The sequence below is a fragment of the Natrialba taiwanensis DSM 12281 genome, from assembly GCF_000337595.1.
GTDB lineage: Archaea > Halobacteriota > Halobacteria > Halobacteriales > Natrialbaceae > Natrialba > Natrialba taiwanensis.
This window is the reverse complement of the sequence record NZ_AOIL01000067.1, coordinates 25,775-42,574: the sequence shown is the minus strand read 5'-3', so window position 1 is coordinate 42,574 and position 16,800 is coordinate 25,775. Positions and strand designations below refer to the sequence as shown.

General features: G+C 63.9%; 13 protein-coding genes and 1 pseudogene. 7 read left to right on the top strand and 7 right to left on the bottom strand.

The window, feature by feature from the left end; genetic code table 11:
* Window positions 1-56: 56 nt before the first annotated feature.
* The gene (locus C484_RS18590) at window positions 57-1,088 is read right to left on the bottom strand and encodes a presenilin family intramembrane aspartyl protease PSH (protein ID WP_006827432.1); all 1,032 of its coding nucleotides are present in this window, start codon (window positions 1,086-1,088) and stop codon (window positions 57-59) included.
* On the opposite strand from C484_RS18590, the gene trkA reads away from it, so the two are divergent.
* Complete coding sequence (gene trkA, locus C484_RS18585) at window positions 978-2,648, top strand: Trk system potassium transporter TrkA (protein ID WP_394295322.1); 1,671 nt, start codon at window positions 978-980, stop codon at window positions 2,646-2,648. The two genes, C484_RS18590 and trkA, sit on opposite strands and share 111 nt — an antisense overlap.
* Before the next feature lie 112 nt (window positions 2,649-2,760).
* Here trkA and C484_RS18580 read toward each other — a convergent pair whose 3' ends face one another.
* From C484_RS18580 to C484_RS18570, 3 genes are all read right to left on the bottom strand, one after another.
* Window positions 2,761-3,024 (bottom strand): H/ACA ribonucleoprotein complex subunit GAR1, encoded by a 264-nt coding sequence (locus C484_RS18580; protein ID WP_006827430.1) that lies wholly within the window; start codon window positions 3,022-3,024, stop codon window positions 2,761-2,763.
* Window positions 3,025-3,076: 52 nt separating this feature from the next.
* Window positions 3,077-3,358: a signal recognition particle subunit SRP19 gene (gene srp19, locus C484_RS18575; protein WP_006109107.1), complete on the bottom strand. Its 282-nt coding sequence runs from the start codon at window positions 3,356-3,358 to the stop codon at window positions 3,077-3,079.
* Between the two features lie 64 nt (window positions 3,359-3,422).
* The gene (locus C484_RS18570; protein WP_006827429.1) at window positions 3,423-4,598 is read right to left on the bottom strand and encodes a PGF-CTERM-anchored ABC transporter substrate-binding protein; all 1,176 of its coding nucleotides are present in this window, start codon (window positions 4,596-4,598) and stop codon (window positions 3,423-3,425) included.
* Between the two features lie 60 nt (window positions 4,599-4,658).
* Between C484_RS18570 and btuC the strand changes: the two genes are divergently transcribed.
* The 3 genes and pseudogenes from btuC to gatE all read left to right on the top strand — a co-directional run bounded on the left by btuC (window position 4,659) and on the right by gatE (window position 9,334).
* Window positions 4,659-5,756 carry a vitamin B12 ABC transporter permease BtuC gene (gene btuC, locus C484_RS18565; protein ID WP_006827428.1) on the top strand — a complete coding sequence of 366 codons (1,098 nt, stop codon included), beginning with the start codon at window positions 4,659-4,661 and terminating at the stop codon, window positions 5,754-5,756.
* A 194-nt stretch (window positions 5,757-5,950) separates the two neighbouring features.
* Window positions 5,951-7,372: pseudogene (locus C484_RS18560) on the top strand (ATP-binding cassette domain-containing protein); the annotation flags it as partial.
* Between the two features lie 57 nt (window positions 7,373-7,429).
* Window positions 7,430-9,334, top strand: coding sequence for a Glu-tRNA(Gln) amidotransferase subunit GatE (gatE, locus tag C484_RS18555; protein WP_006827426.1), 1,905 nt, complete (start codon window positions 7,430-7,432; stop codon window positions 9,332-9,334).
* A gap of 167 nt (window positions 9,335-9,501) precedes the next feature.
* On the opposite strand, the gene C484_RS18550 is transcribed toward gatE, so the two are convergent.
* Window positions 9,502-10,287 carry an RNA methyltransferase gene (locus C484_RS18550; protein WP_006827425.1) on the bottom strand — a complete coding sequence of 262 codons (786 nt, stop codon included), beginning with the start codon at window positions 10,285-10,287 and terminating at the stop codon, window positions 9,502-9,504.
* Between the two features lie 939 nt (window positions 10,288-11,226).
* Here C484_RS18550 and C484_RS18545 point away from each other — a divergent pair.
* The 3 genes from C484_RS18545 to C484_RS18535 all read left to right on the top strand — a co-directional run bounded on the left by C484_RS18545 (window position 11,227) and on the right by C484_RS18535 (window position 14,945).
* Window positions 11,227-12,510, top strand: coding sequence for a Cdc6/Cdc18 family protein (locus C484_RS18545; protein WP_006827424.1), 1,284 nt, complete (start codon window positions 11,227-11,229; stop codon window positions 12,508-12,510).
* Between the two features lie 271 nt (window positions 12,511-12,781).
* Window positions 12,782-14,068: a dihydropteroate synthase gene (gene folP, locus C484_RS18540; protein WP_006827423.1), complete on the top strand. Its 1,287-nt coding sequence runs from the start codon at window positions 12,782-12,784 to the stop codon at window positions 14,066-14,068.
* Between the two features lie 184 nt (window positions 14,069-14,252).
* Window positions 14,253-14,945 (top strand): 6-hydroxymethylpterin diphosphokinase MptE-like protein, encoded by a 693-nt coding sequence (locus tag C484_RS18535; protein WP_006827422.1) that lies wholly within the window; start codon window positions 14,253-14,255, stop codon window positions 14,943-14,945.
* A 60-nt stretch (window positions 14,946-15,005) separates the two neighbouring features.
* Here C484_RS18535 and C484_RS24495 read toward each other — a convergent pair whose 3' ends face one another.
* Together C484_RS24495 and C484_RS18525 are read right to left on the bottom strand one after the other, a co-directional pair.
* Window positions 15,006-15,215 carry a hypothetical protein gene (locus C484_RS24495; protein WP_006827421.1) on the bottom strand — a complete coding sequence of 70 codons (210 nt, stop codon included), beginning with the start codon at window positions 15,213-15,215 and terminating at the stop codon, window positions 15,006-15,008.
* A 368-nt stretch (window positions 15,216-15,583) separates the two neighbouring features.
* On the bottom strand, window positions 15,584-16,744 hold the full coding sequence (locus C484_RS18525; RefSeq protein WP_049915777.1) for a tubulin/FtsZ family protein: 1,161 nt from the start codon (window positions 16,742-16,744) through the stop codon (window positions 15,584-15,586).
* Window positions 16,745-16,800 lie beyond the last annotated feature (56 nt).

Below are 16,800 nucleotides of genomic sequence, written 5' to 3'. Positions count from 1 at the left end.
ATCGAACCGCACCGACGACAGGCGAGACCGCGACGACAAAATGGGCACCGTACACCTTACAGACCGAGCGCGGCCGCGATCGACAGGCCGCTCGCGAGCGCACCGATGAGATAGCCGCCGATGGCACCGCCGTTGAGCAGCGGCAGGCCGGCGTGTGCCCGGCCGCGGACAACCATCGCCATGAGCGCAATGAGCCCCGCCATCGTTCCCAAAAGTGCGCCAAGTGCCGGCAGATTCAGCGTGAGTCCGGGGACATCGAGGGCTCCTTTGTCGACGAAGTAGGCGGCGCTGACGACGAGGATCGTCGGAATGACGGCATCCCCGAGTCCGATGAACAGCGCGTCGCGCTGGCCCTCCCGCGCATCTGAAGCATCTTCTGGGGTGGTCTCGGGTGTCGTTTCGGCGCTGGTGTCGGTGTCGGGAGTGTCCTCACCCTGACCGTCGCCGTCACCGGTACCGTCCTCGCGCTCGTCTGCAGACGCAAGATACGAGTACGACAGCGTCGTCGGAATGACGAGTACGACCGGGATTTTGAGGTCCATGACGCCCTCGGCGAGATCGAGCATATGCTCGGTGCCGTAGACGCTGATGGCATCGTAGATGGCGAGCACCGAGAGGAGCAAGAGTGCCGGAAGGAGGCCGAAACTGATCCCGAAGAGGGCGGCCGCTCCTGCCCCCATCAACACGCCCGCGATGTCGATGACGTACCACTCGGGATAGAACAGGAGCGCGGCCCCGACGCCGACCGCGGCGAGGACGGCGAGGACGTTCACGCCCGCCGCACCGGCGGTGACCACCGGCGGCACGAGTTCGGCGAAGACGTACCAGGCGATCATGACGCTGACGCCGATGATGAGCGCGCGGATGAGCCCCTGGAGGTCGTACTTGAAGGCGGCGAGCATGAGTGCGGTTGCGACGAGAATAACTGCGATATAGGCGATACTATTGGTGGGGTCATCGGGATTCTCGACGGCCTGGTGGCCGGATTCGTAGAACGGTTCCGTAAGGGCCAGGGCGCCGAGTTGGACGCCGAGAAACAGCAAGACGGTTACGCCGACGGCAGCACCGACTCGCATCCGGTCGTTCATGGCGCGAGGTTTGGCGCGTGGTGGTATGGGTGTTTTCGTCTCCGGCTCGGTCGTCGCCGTTCGCGGTCGTGCGGTGAACGGGTTCCCGTTTGGGATGTGCGGTGGACGGTTGAGGGGGTACGGTCGACGGCTGAACTCGTCGCGACGACGGAGAAGGGCGTAGCAGTACGGTTCTCATTGACACGTCCCCACAAGATTTATTTCCATTCTTTGAGAAGTAAAACTATGCGCATCCTCATCGTCGGTGCGGGTGACGTTGGGACCAACATTGCACACGACCTCGCCGATTCGCACGCTGTGACGGTCATCGACCGCGATTCGGAACGGGTCGATTCACTCACCGCTGACGCGGCGCTTGCAGGCGTTGTCGGTGACGGTCGATCCGTCGGCACGCTCGATGAGGCGGGCCTGTCCGAAGCGGATATCGTCGTGGCAAGTACCGATAGCGATGCGGCCAACGTGATGGTCTGCAATGCGGCGAAAGAGGCCACCGATCCGCATACGATCGCCCGAGTCAAGGATGTCGGTCTCTATCGAGCCTGGCAATCGTTCGACAAAGGCCTCGGCGTAGATGCGATGTTGTGTATCGATTTGCTCGCTGCGCAGTCGCTCGTTCGGTCCGTCGTATTACCGGGGGCAAAGGCCGTCGATATGTTCGCCGACGGAGCGGCGGAGGTCGCCGAGTTCGACATCGGAGCGGAGACGCCCATCTCCGGACAGTCTGTCGCCGAGGCCGATCAGTACCCGTCGGTGACGTTCGCCGCGATCATCCGCGATGGGGAGTTGCTCATTCCGAACGGCGAGACGGTCATCAAAGCGGACGATTGTCTCGTCGTCATCGGCAGCACCCACGGCGTGAGCCGGTTTGCGAAGGACGTTTCCGACCGACCGACGCTGCAACCGGATGATGACATCGTTATTGCCGGCGGTGACTCCCTCGGATACAACGTCGCTCGACTGTTCGAAGACCGCGGGTTCGCTCCGGAGGTCATCGAGCACGATCCGGAACGAGTTTCCCAGCTTGCCAATCAGTTGGGCACCTCGACCGTCGTCGAAGCCGACGCGACGGATGTCGACGGATTCGCGCGGGACCACCTCGCCGAGGCGGACCTGCTCGTCGGGACAGTCGACGACGACACGAACTACCTGCTTGCAAAACTGGCTCGTGAACTGGGCGTGGAGCAAACCGTCGAAGTTGTCGATAATCGCGATGTCATCGACCTGTTCGAATCGACGGGGCTCGACGTGGTGGTTCATCCGCAGGATATCGTGGCCGGAGAGATACTTCAAACGATCTACGAGGGCGGCCCAGAGAAGGTCGCTGTCCTGGAGCACGACGAGGCGGAAGTTCTCGAAATCGAAGTCGACGAGGAGAGTCTCTTGGCCGGCAGTACGATCCAGGGCGCGGATACCGAACTGCCACAAGAGTTCGTCGTCGGCGCAGTGATTCGCGGCGGAACGCTCCGAACGCCTCGCGGCGGAACCGTCATCCAAACCGGGGACCGCGTGATTGTGTTCATGGCCACTGCGGTGGCTGACGAAATTTCTGCGCAACTCTGACGGTCAGTTCTTCCGATTTCGCGGTGAGTGCATCCGGTTTCGCGGGACGAACAGTGCTGCAGTTGCAACAGATTGAGAGCAAGGCGGTGGCTGGGCACGTTGCTCCGCGGCGTTATCTGGCGTACAGCGTCGAACCGACGAGCGACGGCAGGTGTACGTCGTCGTCCGGTGTGACGGCCAGATACGGCTGGTCGACGGGACCGAAGACGTCGACGACGCGGCCGACTTCCGCGAGGGAGTCATTGAGCGCAGTCGTGCCGATCCGGTGGCTGCGTTCGTCTTCAGCCGCGCCATCGTCGGTGCTGTTCTCGGTGGCATCTGCTCGCAGCACCGCCAATCCCTGGGACGTGCGAACGACCGTTCCGATTCGTTTCATTACGAGTTCAGTCGGGGCCGGTGAGTATGGGCGTTGCGTCTCGGGTACTCGGTTACTCGCGCATCGCGACGACGTACGCCGCCACGGCCTGGACAAGGTCGTTCTTCGACGAATCGTCCGCACCGCGGACGACGACCCGGCCGCGGTCGGCCCACGGCTCCCGCGAGTAGGCCTTGTCCCGTTCGATCGTCGCGTCGTAGCCGATCTGTTGGACGGCCTTTGCGATTTCGTCGACTGATGGCTCCTCGACTGCCAAGTCCTCCGACACGCGCCGTCCGTCGGCCCGCGAGAGGGCAACATCGAGATAGGCGGGCCAGATCACGTTCTCGACCATGCTCGTTCGTGTGTCGGGGGGTGAGTAAACCTTTTTCAACTTCGGTCGGTGCCGGAGCGCAACATCACCGAAGTCGCGTTCGAGCGCCGATCATAGCGAGCGCGGCGAGAGCGGCACCGATAGCCGCTGGCACGCCGAATCCGGGGATCGAGTCGCCGCCATCGGCGTCGTCGCTCCCGTCTCCATCCGTCCCGCTATCGTTCGCGGCGGGTGAACTCTCGAGTTCGGCGCTGGCTTCCTCGTAGGCTTCGGGGTGGATCTCTTCGACGATGGAGACGACTGCGGAGACGACGTGGGGTGCGGGCTGGTTCAGCTGGTTCGCGTTGACGGCGACGACGTTGTCCTGTTCGGCGGCGGTGGTCGCCTGGAGTGCGTCTGGGATCGGTGGCTCATCGTTTGCGTCGTCGGGGTAGATGATCCATTCAGGATCCTCGTCGACCACCGTCTCCGAGTTGATGTCTCGGTAGCCCTCGATGCCGGCCTCCTCGGCGACGTTCTCGAGTCCTGCAGTCGTCAGCACGTCGTGGACGAACGTATTCGAACCGGCGGTCCAGCCATCGGGCATCGCGTAGTACGCGAGCGGCCGGTCGGCGTCTTCGAGCGCGGCGTCGACGACTTCGAGTTGGTCGTCCATCCAGTCGACGGTGTCCTGTGCGCCCTCGCACTCGCCGACGAGTTCGCCGGTCCGGAAGACGTTCTGGCGAACGTCGTCGATGGATTCGGCTTCGGAGAAGTGGTAGACGGTGAGGCCGGCTTCCTCGCGCAGGGTTTCGATGTCGTCTTCGTTTGTCGCGTTCGCGGCCAGGACGAGGTCCGGGTCGGCGGCGATAACCTGTTCGTGATCGACGTCCCAGCCGTCGCCGACGTTGGCCCTGTCGCCGCGGTCGAGTTCGCTCGTCGCGGGGCTATACGGGAGACCGTCGAGGCGGTCCGCCGCGCCGATTTCGACCATCGTCTGGGCGTCGCTGGCCTGGAGCGCGACGACGGAGTCGGGCGCCTCGTCGATCGTGATCGTCTCGCCCGTCGCGTCGGTCACCCCAATCGGGTAGTCACAGGTTGGCGTGTCGTTCTGCGTTTGGATTGCGGTTTGTGGCTGTGCCTGCGCCTGTGCCTGCTCCTGTGACTGAGGGTGTGTCTGCGTCTGTGGCTGTGCGAACGAGCCGGCAGCCGCTGCGGGCGCGGCCACGGCTGCAGCGACCACGGCGATGACGGTCAGTGCGAGGATGAAATGGCGTCGCATTGCACCGTGATGGGGCGTACTTCAACAAATATTTGGCTAAAGCAATCGTGGTTGTAGCGTATGTACCGACCGGGCCGGACGGCGTCGTGGTCGGCGGGGTTGACGGTTTTGCTCGTCGTCGTCGCACTCGGTAGCGCCGCGCTCGGCCCGGTCAGGATCGATCCGGTAACGGTCGCGATGGCCGCGCTCAACGCGATCGCCGTTCCTACCGGGGTGTCGACGAGTACCACCAGCGTTCCGGTGCTCGGTTTCTCAACGACGGTACCAACGCTCGAGTTCACCGGCGTCTTCGATTTCGAGGTGGCGGGCTCACACCAGTTGATCGTCGAGACGATTCGGCTCCCACGGATCGCGCTGGCCGCGACGGTCGGCTTCTCGCTGGCCGCCGCGGGGACGGTCATGCAGGGGTTCTTCCGGAATCCGCTCGCGGACCCCTCGATCATCGGCGTCTCCTCGGGGGCTGCGGCGGGAGCCGTCGCCGCGATCGCGTTTCCCGTGCTCGCGCCGTTTTCGAGCGTTCACCTCTCGGCGTTCGTCGGCGCGCTCGGGACCGCGTTTCTCGTCTACGGGATTGCAACCGAGGGTGGGCGAACGCCGGTCGCGACGCTGCTTTTGGCCGGCGTCGCGATTCAGGCCTTTCTGGGCGCGCTGATCTCGTACATGCTGGTCCACAGCGGCGACGACTTACGACGGGCCGTCGTCTGGATGATGGGCCACCTGAGCAACACCACCTGGGGCGACGTTCGCTTCGCGCTGCCGGTGGCGCTGCTCGGCGTCTTCGTTCTCGGGGCCTACGCCCGCGAGTTAAACGTGCTCTTGCTCGGCGAGGAGGACGCCCACCACCTCGGCGTGGACGTGGAACGGACCAAGCTCCTCCTGCTCGCGCTCTCGAGTGTCATCACCGCGGCGGGCGTCGCGGTCGCCGGCGTCATCGGCTTCGTCGGCCTCGTCGTTCCCCACATCATGCGGCTGATCGTCGGTCCGGATCACCGGATTTTGCTCCCGACGAGCGCGCTCGCCGGGGCGTCGTTCCTCGTTGCAACGGACACGATCGCTCGCATCGGCCCGGCCGAGGTCCCCGTCGGCATCGTCACCGCGTTCGTCGGCGCGCCGTTTTTCCTCTTCTTGCTCGTTCGCCGGGAGGTGCACTCGCTGTGACCGAATCGCCGACGCCGAACGACGCCGACGCGGGTGAGCGCGCACGCGAGAACGCAGTAGAGTCGGCGACAGAGACGGAGACAGAGTCAGCGACGGCAGCGGAGACAGAGATGGCGACAGCAGCACTCGAACCGGCGTCGATTACCGTCGACGGTCTCTCGCTGTCGTTCGGCGACGTGCCCGTGCTCAGGAACGTCTCCCTCTCGATCGAGCCGGGCGAGTTCGTCGGCGTCGTCGGGCCGAACGGAGCCGGCAAGACGACGCTCCTGCGAGCGATCAGCGGGGCGCTCGAACCCGACGCGGGAACGGTCGCCGTGGACGAAGTCGACGTTCACAGCGTCTCTTCCCGGGCGTCCAGTCGGCTCGTCGCGGTCGTCCCGCAGGACACCTCGCTGTCGTTTTCGTTTCCGGTTCGAGACGTGGTCGAAATGGGGCGACACCCACATCGCTCCCGGTTTTCGTCGCCGACGCCCGCGGACCGCGCCGCGGTCGAACGAGCGCTCGAGCGGACGCGGACGGCGAAACTGGCGGACAGGCCGATCGACGAGATCAGCGGCGGCCAGCGCCAGCGCGTCGTCCTCGCGCGCGCCATCGCCCAGGAGACGCCCACGTTGTTGCTCGACGAACCCACGGCCAGCCTCGACGTGAACCACCAGGTCGAAACGCTCGAACTCGTCCGCGAACTCGTCGGTTCGGGGAGGACGGCCGTCGCGGCGATCCACGACCTGGATCTCGCAGCGCGGTACTGCGACCGCCTCGTGTTGCTGGCGGACGGCGCGGTACACGACGTTGGCGCGCCCTCGAACGTGCTCACGACCGACGCCCTCGCCGAGGCCTTCGACGCGACGGCGACGGTGACGACGAACCCGATCACGGGGACGGAAACGGTGACGGCGCTTCCCGACGCTACTGTGCGAGACTCGATCGCCACGGACGTCGAGGACGGGAGTTACGATAACGAGGATACCGACAACCCCCGCTCGACGCCCGCTCGCATCCACCTTATCGGCACCGGCACGGCCGCTGCCGGCGTCCTCTCTCGACTCGCCGCCGCCGAACTCGATCTCTCCATCGGCCCCGTCACACCCGGCGATGCCGCGGAGGAAGCCGCTCGGCGACTCACCGGCGAGTCGAGTTCAGCGGGCGTCGAGACGATCCGCGTCGATCCCTTCGCGCCGCTTTCCGCCGACGCTCGGGATGAACTCGACGCGTGCATCGACGCCGCCGACGCGACGGTCCTCGCGGATCCCGCACTGGGCGGCGAAACCGGGCGCGTTCTCGAACTCGTCGCGTCCGTCGAGCAGCCCGTCGTCGTGGACACGCAGCAGTTCGCCGATCGAAGCGGGGCGAGTACGGGCGGAGAGGGGACGACGAGCGAGGCGGGGACGAGCGAGGCGGCGCGAACGCGGTACGAGGCCTGCCGGAAGCGCGGGGTCGAGGTGCCACCCGAGAGCGTGCTCGAGGGCGTCGCAACCGCGCTTTCGGAGACGGAACGCACCGAACGGCCCCGGGACGCTGGACGGCCCGCGGATGCGACGATGCCGGACGACGGAACGGCCCCTGCGGACGACGCGGCGGACGGCCCAACGCCGCCGCGCGAGTCGTCGGACGACTAGACGCGACCAGACCGCAACTGGACGGTTTTTTACCCCTCCGTCACCGACTACCGCGCAATGACTACACGCGAACGCGAGACCGAGTCCGAGTACGATTACGACGAACTCGGCCTCGTCGCCGGGCTGGAAATCCACCAGCAACTCGATACGGCGACGAAACTGTTCTGTCAGTGTCCGACTGCCCTTCGCGAACCCGAGGAGGCAGCGCGGGCGTTCACGCGCTACCTCCACCCGACCCGGAGCGAACTCGGCGAGATCGACGAGGCCGCCCTCGAAGAGAGCCGCGTCGACCGCGAGTTCAGCTATCTCGCGTACGATTCGACCTGTCTCGTCGAGGAGGACGACGAGCCGCCTCACGAACTGGATTCGGAGGCGCTCGAGGCCGTCCTCGAGATCGCTCAGTTGATGGACATGTCGCCGGTCGACCAGGCCCACGTCATGCGCAAGATCGTCGTCGACGGCTCGAACACCTCTGGCTTCCAGCGCTCGACGCTTATGGCGACCGACGGCGAGATCGAGACCAGCGAGGGCGCGGTCGGCATCGAGGATCTCATGTTGGAAGAAGAAAGCGCCCAGCGCGTCGAAGAGACCGACGACGGCGTGCGCTACAGTCTGGATCGGCTCGGCATCCCGCTGGTCGAAATCGGCACGCGACCGGACATCTCGACGCCCGAACAGGCGCTCGAAGCCGCAGAGCGCATCGGGATGCTCCTGCGCTCGACGGGCAAGGTCAAGCGCGGCCTCGGAACGATCCGCCAGGACGTCAACGTCTCCATTGCGGAGGGTGCACGCGTCGAAATTAAAGGCGTCCAGAGTCTCGACGACATCGACGACATCGTCCGCACCGAGGCCGCCCGCCAGGTCGAACTCGTCGCCATCCGCGACGAACTCGAAGCCCGGGAAGCGTCCGTGGGCGAGGTGCAGGACGTGACCGCCGTCTTCGAGGACACCGACAGCGGCGTCATCGCCGGCGCGCTCGACGACGGCGGGTCGGTCGTGGGCGTCCCCCTCTACGGCTTCGACGAACTCGTCGGCCGAGAGATCGCCCCTGACCGGCGACTCGGCACCGAACTCTCAGATCACGCCAAGCGCCATGGCGCGGGCGGCATCTTCCACACCGACGAACTCCCGGCCTACGGCGTGACCGACGACGAGGTCGCGGCGCTGCGCGACGCGGTCGGCGCAGGACCCGAGGACGCCGTCGCTATCGTCGCCGCCGATACCGACGTGGCCGAGGCGGCGATCCAGGCCGCCGCCGAACGCGCGGGGGCCGCGCTCGAGGGCGTTCCCGAGGAAACCCGCGGCGCGAACGACGACGGCACGACCCGCTATCTGCGCCCGCTTCCCGGTGCGGCGCGGATGTACCCCGAAACGGACGTGCCGCCGGTCGAACCGGACCCAAGCGAGGTCCCCGAACCCGAACTCCTGACCGAGAAGGTCGAGCGCTACCAGGACGAGTTCAGTCTGAGCGAGGGACTGGCCGAGCAGGTCGCCTACGGCAAGCACATGCCGCTGTTCGAGGAGGTAGTCGCCGGCGGTGACGGCGACGGCGTCGATCCCACGCTTGCCGCGACGACGCTCGAATCGACGCTCACTGAACTCCGGCGCGACGGCGTGCCCGTCGAGAACCTCACGGAGACCCACATCGTGTCGGTCCTCGAGATGGTCGAGAGCGGCGACCTGCCGAACGAGGGAGTGCCGGATCTATTGACCGCGCTGGCGGCGGAGCCCGATCGGACCGCCGAGGAGGCCGCCGAGGAAGCAGGACTGGGCGGGGCCGACGAGGCGGCGGTTCGCGAGGCCGTCGTCGAAGTCGTCGAACGAAACGAAGAACAGGTCGAAGCGGAGGGAATGCAGGCGTTCTCCGGGCTCATGGGCGAGTGCATGGGTGCGCTTCGCGGGAAGGCAGACGGCGACCTCGTGAGTCAGTTGCTCCGCGAGGAGATTCAAAAGCGAGCGTGAGCTCGTCGTCGCGCGTCGTCCGTAGATCTGGTTACTGACGGGGCACTCGTTATCCTCGTATCGCTTGCGGTGACGTATCGGGTTGGAAGGGTCGAACGCCGCTACTCGGGTACTCGGCCGCTCCGTATTACGTTCACAGTACTGAACGAATAGTGATCGGTTCGCCTTCAGTCCTGTTCCGCCGGTCGCTCCGCCGCCCGACGAACCAGACCGAGGAGCGAGTTCGCCTCGCGCTCCGTGAGGTCGGCGCGACCGTAGATGCGACGGAGCATCCGCATCGTCTTCTCGCGCTTTTCGGGCGGGTGGTTGATCGTTTCGAGTAATTCGCTCCACTGGTCGTAGACCCGATCGATCGTCTGTTCGGACGCACGAACTCGGTCGACATCGGGGAGTTGCGTCTCGTCCGCCTCGAGCGCGAGCGATCGGAGCTCGTAGAGCGTGACCGTCGCGGCCTGGCCGAGGTTGAGGACGGGGTACTCCTCGTTCGCTGGAATCGAACAAATCTCGTCGATTCGAGCGAGTTCGTCGTTGGTCAGGCCAACGCGTTCGCGCCCGAAAACGAGCGCGGTCGGCGCGTCGACGGTCGGGAGCCGGTCGGCGAGTTCAGCGGGCGTCGAGAACGGAAATCGAATATGGCTGCGGTCGTCTTCGTTGGTGACGGCGGTACAGCCGATGGTGTGGTAGGACGAGACGAGTTCGTCGAAGGAGAGTTCGGTCGCGTTCGGGAGGATGTCCTCGCGGGCGTGGCCGGCGAAGCCGTAGGCCTCGCCGTCGGGGTCGAGTTCTGGTGGGTCGACGAGCAGCAGATCGGAGAATCCGAAGTTCTTCATGGCCCTGGCGATGGTGCCGACGTTGCCGGAGAATTTGGCGTCGACGACGGCGACTGCTGGCGGCGTTCGGTGGTCCAGAGTGGATGCGTCGGATCCGTTCGAAGAGGAGTGAGTGTCGGTCATGACGGCTGGAGTGGGTGTGTACAGAGTATCGAGCGAGCGGTCAAAAGTGACGTGTTCGTTAGTGCGGTCGAGTTGCCGTTATGATCGACTGCCGTTGCTGTCGGGTCGTCCATCGTGAGAGTATTGGCGGCTTCTGTTCGGATATCTTGTGGCTGTTGTGTTCCCTCATGGCTGTTGTGTTCTGTTTCTCTTGTCTAGAACGGTTCTAGTCTAACTAGACTAGCTAGACTAGCTAGATCTACTAGATAGAGATTGTCTCATACCGTCTCGTTTCCCGCTTTCGTGTTGTGTTCCTCTCTTTCACCCGTATCGAACCCACGCTCCCGTCCGCAAGAAGCGTTCGAAGGCACAAATCGGCGGGATAGCGAACATGTTGTCGCGTTGTGGAACAGGGACACACCACCCTCGCGTTTGTAACGCCGTTTGCGTGGGGAGGGTCTGTGTGACAACACACCTGTTTCGCGGATGTAAAATCCGCTTCGAAACCCACCATATTTTCCGAAATAAGGGCTTGCGAGAATACCACCCCACCCCTCTCGGCGTTACATCCGCGACGGGGGTGTGTGTCCCGACGTACCAGCCGCGCCAGCCACCGTCGAAACGCTGCTCCTAGTTTTATCACTGAAATCGTACGGATTCTCCGCCAGTTAGGTGACTGACTCCGGTTCCGGAAACGGATTCTCAGCGCCTGTTTTTGCGCTCGGATCGCGCTTCTGTGTCGTGGATTTACATCCGCGACGGGGGTGTCGGGGGCGTGGGGTCATCGTGCGTGCTTCCACGCTCTCACGGGTGTCGTTAGAAGCGCGAGGCCGGCTATTCCGGTCCTATCCTTCGTACTGCTTCTATTGTGGCGCTTGAGGCTCGAACAGCCCTTATTTACATCCGCGATCGATCTCCATACCTTTATTTCAGTCCAGTTGGAAGACACCCGGTACTGCAATGTCCGCCAACGACGATCGTGACCCGCTCTTTCGGTACGACGATCCGGTCTTTGCCGACGAGCGATTGCTCGAAATCACGCATCTGCCCGGCCCGGACCGCATCGTCGGCCGCGACGAGCAGATGCAACGGGTGGCGGACGCGCTGAACCCGGCCATTTTCGGGAGCGAGCCAAACCACCTGTTCATCTTCGGCAAGACCGGCACCGGAAAGTCGCTCATCTCGCGCTCGGTGACAAAGCGCGTGATCTCGGAGGCCCGACGCGACGACGTGACAGTAAAGTACGCCTTCATCGACTGTGGCGAACAGAACACCGAGGCGTCGATCATCAAGACGATCGCCCAGATTGTCAACGACTCGAACCAGAGCGGCATCACCATTCCCGACCGCGGCCTGGGCACCGGCGACTACTACAAACGCCTCTGGCAAGCCGTCGACCAGTGCACCGACGTGACGATCGTTATTCTCGACGAGATCGACATGCTCGAAGACGACGAAGTCCTGCGCAAACTCTCGCGGGCGGGCGAGAACCGCCGCATCTCGGATTCGAGCATCGGCATCATCGGCATCTCGAACAAGATAGACTTTCCCGACCATCTCTCCGAACGCGTCAAATCGAGCCTCTCCCGCGACGAACTCGTCTTCTCGCCGTACGACGCGAATCAACTGGTCGAAATCCTCGAAAAGCGCCGCGACGCGTTCCACGACGGCGTGCTCTCGGGGGATGTAATTCCGCTGACCGCAGCGCTCGCCGCGCAAGAACACGGGGACGCGCGCAAGGCGATCGACATCCTCCGAAACGCGGGTCGGATCGCAAAAAAGCAAAACGCCACGCGCGTGACGGCAGATCACGTCCGCGACGCCAAAGAGAAGACCGAAGCCGACCGGTTCAACGAACTCATCGAGGGTTCGCCACAGCAGGCAAAAGCGATTCTGTATTCGCTGACGCTGCTCACCGAGAACAGCACGGAAAAGGAGTTCCCGACGAAGATCATCTACAACCAGTACAAGGAAGTCGCGAACCGACTCGACTTCGATGTGCTCTCGGAACGCCGCGTGCAGGAGATCCTCCAGGAGCAGAACTTCCTCAACGTGATCCAGTCCGAACGCGAGGGCCGGGGACGCGGACGCGGGGCGCACGCGAAACATCGGTTGCTCGAGAATCCGTCGATAGTGAAGAAGGTCCTGTTGCGTGATTCACGACTCGCACCCCTGGAGGAGGGAGCGAGCGAGGAGTCCCAGGATACGGACGACGAGCAATCGAGTGTGGGTCACTGGGCATAACTCTCAGTGACGGTCAACATTCGAATTCACCGTTATCGGTCATCTTTGGTTGTAATCAGCCGCCTCTAGTCGTTTTAACTCAGATCCAGTTGTCACCGGTGGTCAGTGGACGGTCACTGCCTCAGGTACCCTCACTCTTCGCTAGGCTGGTTCCAGTATGACGCTCCGAAGGACTGTTTCTCATCATTCGAACATCGTTCGTAACGTGATCCGTGCGTAGCCGCTTCGCCGCAACCGCGTCGATTTTCAGTCTTCGCTCCTCACTCGGGGTATGAACAGTGTCGACGCGGCCGGACTCGGCATCGGCGACGAGTTCCCGCCGCGGATCATGGGTGTGTTGAACGTTAGCGAGGAGTCGCCCTACGATCCGAGCGTCTACGACGACCCCGGCGAGGCGGCCCGGTACGTCGACGAGGAACTGATCGACGAGGGTGCCGACATCGTCGATATCGGTCTCGAATCGGCGAACAAACGCTTCGACGTGCTCTCGGCCGAGGACGAACTCGACCGTCTTCACGTCGCCCTCGAAACGATTGAAAGCGTCTCCGGCGATGCGATCTTCTCGATCGAAACGCGCTACCACGAGGTCGCGGACGCCGCCCTCTCGCAGGGGTTCGACATGGTCAACGACATCGCCGGGTTCGCCGATCCCGAGTTGCCTGCAGTCTGTACAGACCACGATGCACCTGTCGCGAAAATGGCAAGCCCGCCGGATCTCGAGCGCCCCGGCGCGGTCGAGGAAACCGACTGGGCGGCCCGAAAATCCCCGTCGTGGGCAGCCGAGGCCGACTACGTCGATCAGGTCTATGAGGCGCTCAAACAGAACGGACTCACGGACAAGACGATTCTCGATCCCGCGTTCGGCGGCTGGAGCGAGGCGCAGACGCTCGAAGACGACCGAGAGACGTTCCGACGGCTCCGCGAGTTCCGCGCGCTCGGACAGCCGATGCTGGTCTCGATCAACCGGAAGAACTTCCTCGGTGCGATTGCAGACCGCGAGACCGAGGATCGACTCCCAGTTAGTCTCGCAGCAACCTCGATGGCGGTCGAACGCGGTGCCCACGTGATCCGAACCCACGACGTGGCAGAAACGCGCGACGCGGCGCGTATCGGCGCTGCGTTCACCGAACGGGCGAGTTCGACAACCGAGTCCGTCGCCGTTTCGAAACTCGATATCGATTCGACGCGAACGTTCCGTCGCCACCTTGACGAGCGAGGCGTTGACACCGCGATTGCAACTGCGTTCCAGCCGCACGCGTTCGAATTCGAGGGGCTGTCTGCAAGCCAGCGCGAGCAGGTGGCGGCAGCCGTCGAAACCGTTCGCTCGGAGCGTGCAAGCGTTCGCACTAGTGATCGTGGACGCGGTGGCCGTCGTGGTACGAGCGCCGACGGCGACGGCGGGGGCCACACGACGCCCGTCACACTGTTCGAGACGGCCGACAACCGTTCGCTCCTGGTCGGAACGATAGCCGGGCTTTCAGCCGTTTCTCGTCGGCTTAGGTCGTCTAGCGGGGATAGTGGCAGACTCGGACGTGAACTCGACAATCTACTGTCGTAAGAGAAAGCTTATACCGAAGGCTTCGAAATGGAAGACTGGACGCCGGGCGGCCTCCCGGGTAGGGGTACTTTGGAGGCGACCCCCGGCCCACAACACGGAATTATTGTGGTGTTACGCTCCGAAGTGGCGACGCTAGGCAGCCAAAGCCGAATCACACAACTGTACGCGCGCCCATCCCTCGATAATGGAATTCGATTCCTGGAACCCCGTCTACGAGCGAATCCGTCGCGAGTTCGGCTACGAACGCAGCGGCGACGAGCGGGCCCGCGACGTGCTCGCCTCGCTCACGACGTCGTTCGATCTCGACACGCTTTCGCCGGTCGACGGTGCGACCGTCGCGATCGCGGGTGCCGGCCCGTCGCTCGAAACCGACGCTGAACTCGACCGAGCGCGGGCCGCCGACATCGTCGTCGCGGCCTCAACAGCGGTCGACGTGCTCGCGTCGAACGGCATCGAGGTGGACTGTATGGTGACGGACCTGGATAAGAACCCGGAGACGGTTCGACGACTGACCGCAGACGGTGTTCCGGTGGCCGTTCACGCCCACGGTGATAATGTGCCGGCGATTCGGCGCGTCGTGCCGGATTGTGCCGACGAGTTCGTCCTGCCGACGACGCAGGTGGAGCCGCGGGGACCGGTCCGGAATTTCGGGGGGTTCACCGACGGCGACCGGGCGGCGTTTCTTGCGGATCACCTTGGCGCGGCCCGGTTGGCTTTCGTCGGGTGGGATTTCGACGACGAGACGGTGAGTTCGATGAAAGCGCGGAAGCTTGCATGGGCGGAACGGTTGCTCCGGTGGCTCGAGAGCCGCCGTGAGGAGCGGTTCGGTGTGCTTGATGGGCGACGAGAGGCGATCGATGCGTTGCCACTGGCGTAAGGGTCTCTCTCTCTCTCTCTCTTTCTCTCTCGCGACTCGCTCCAGAAGCTTGCTGTCGGATTACTCGATTCGATACGTGACGATTTCCGTACAACCGCAGGTTGGGCAGACGGTATCGGGTGTGTCGGTCGTCCGCCCGCAGCGACGACACTCCTCGATCGTTGTCGTCCTGTCGCGTCCGAGAAGGACGGATTTGACTGCCTCTCGCATCGATGTTTTTGCCCCCCAGCCAGTCCAGTGCTGTCTTGGTATACCCGATCGGTCGATCATATCATAGTTCGTTATTGTATGGTTATGGTGACTGACGCCGCCGGCAACCAGCCGTCGATTCGATTTTGTCGGAGCGTTCAGCATCAGTACCGCTGCACTGGTAATACGTCGACTGGTACCCTTTTCGGGCGCTTCGCCGCTCGATGACGGGCGGTTAAACGATCATTGCGCGGCCGAGAGGGGGCAGGGGCGCGGCCGAGAGGGGAGGGTGCATAGTGACCCGGATTAGTAGCCTGGCCGGTGTTTATGATCGCCTCTCTCCTCTCACGAACGAACGCAGCGTTGCAGACGGTCGAGGCTGACTCAATCTCTCCGACCGGAAAGAACACAAAAATACGCGTCACTGCACTTGGCGAAATCTGACCGTCTCAAAACAGCGCGTCGAGTTCACCGCTGGTGTCGACCAGCGTGGCGAAGTCTTCCTGTGCGTTTGCCCGGACCGATTCGGTTGTTTCCTGGGCTTCGATCGCGACCTGCTGGAGTTGGTCGATCCGCGGGACGGCGGTCACGCCCGAGAGGAGGACGATCGCGCCGACATCGTCGCGGCCGGGGAGCGGGTAGTCGCCGCCGCGGATTTCCATGCTGCCGGTTTCGTCTTCGAGCCACTGGCGACCGCGTTCGACGCCCTTGCGGTTCAGGTGCTCCGGCGAGCCGGTCGCGACGACGAGGCCGCGGTCGGCGCTTGCGGCGTCACACGGGAGGGTGAGCCGCCCGAGCGTCGCCTTCCGGACGAGGCTCGTCATCCGGTTCGTTGCGGTGCCTTCGTCGAACTCGGTGTCGGAGCGAAACGACGAGAGCAGCCCGTCGTTCGCGGACTCGACGGTTTCGCTGGCGTAACCGATGGTCGAGACGCCGCTCTCGAGCGTGTTGATGATCTCCGAGGAGTCGACGACGCTCTCGGCGACGTGGTCGTTCTGGCCGACCTCGCCGGCGGCGAACAGCAGTCCAAACCGCTCAACGATTTCGTGGTTGATCCGGTCGTAGCCGCTGCCGACGGATTCGCCGGCGCTGCGCCAGGCGTCGTTGTCGAAGACGAGCAGGTTGTCGACCTCGTCAACGAGCGTCTTGAACGATCGTGCGGCGTTGAGGGTGTAGATGCCGCCCTCGTCCGTCCCGGGGAGGATTCCGAGTCCGTAGACGGGCTCGGTGTAGATGCGTTTCAGGTGGCGTGCGAGCACGGGTGCGCCACCGGAGCCGGTGCCGCCGCCCATGCCGGCGACGATCAGGAACGCGTCGATTTCGTGGACCGGGACGCGGTCGATCGCGCCCTGAATCTCGTCGATGTCTGCCTCGGTTACCTCCGCTCCGAGTTCGTTGTCCGCACCGACGCCGTGTCCCTTCACGCGCGTCTGCCCGATGAGAATGCGGTTCTCCTGTGGAATGTAATCGAGTCCCTGGAGATCCGTCGTCGCGGAGTTCACCGCGATTGCAGCCTCGACGAAACTGTTGTCGATGGCGCTGTCGTACGCCAGGAACTCGTCGACGATCTTTCCGCCTGCTTGCCCAAAGCCGATGAGTGCGAGCTTCATGGTTGTCTCTCGTGGTCGTCCACCCGTTCCGCGATCGGTCGAGTTCTCGAGCGCTC

Excerpts from the sequence above, each read along its gene's own strand:
- btuC (WP_006827428.1), top strand. The coding sequence starts at position 4,659 with ATGTACCGACCGGGCCGGACGGCGTCGTGGTCGGCGGGGTTGACGGTT.
- C484_RS18545 (WP_006827424.1), top strand. The coding sequence starts at position 11,227 with ATGTCCGCCAACGACGATCGTGACCCGCTCTTTCGGTACGACGATCCG.
- C484_RS18525 (WP_049915777.1), bottom strand. The coding sequence starts at position 16,744 with ATGAAGCTCGCACTCATCGGCTTTGGGCAAGCAGGCGGAAAGATCGTC.
- srp19 (WP_006109107.1), bottom strand. The coding sequence starts at position 3,358 with ATGGTCGAGAACGTGATCTGGCCCGCCTATCTCGATGTTGCCCTCTCG.
- C484_RS18570 (WP_006827429.1), bottom strand. The coding sequence starts at position 4,598 with ATGCGACGCCATTTCATCCTCGCACTGACCGTCATCGCCGTGGTCGCT.
- C484_RS24495 (WP_006827421.1), bottom strand. The coding sequence starts at position 15,215 with ATGATCGACCGATCGGGTATACCAAGACAGCACTGGACTGGCTGGGGG.
- gatE (WP_006827426.1), top strand. The coding sequence starts at position 7,430 with ATGACTACACGCGAACGCGAGACCGAGTCCGAGTACGATTACGACGAA.
- C484_RS18550 (WP_006827425.1), bottom strand. The coding sequence starts at position 10,287 with ATGACCGACACTCACTCCTCTTCGAACGGATCCGACGCATCCACTCTG.
- C484_RS18580 (WP_006827430.1), bottom strand. The coding sequence starts at position 3,024 with ATGAAACGAATCGGAACGGTCGTTCGCACGTCCCAGGGATTGGCGGTG.
- C484_RS18590 (WP_006827432.1), bottom strand. The coding sequence starts at position 1,088 with ATGAACGACCGGATGCGAGTCGGTGCTGCCGTCGGCGTAACCGTCTTG.
- folP (WP_006827423.1), top strand. The coding sequence starts at position 12,782 with ATGAACAGTGTCGACGCGGCCGGACTCGGCATCGGCGACGAGTTCCCG.
- C484_RS18535 (WP_006827422.1), top strand. The coding sequence starts at position 14,253 with ATGGAATTCGATTCCTGGAACCCCGTCTACGAGCGAATCCGTCGCGAG.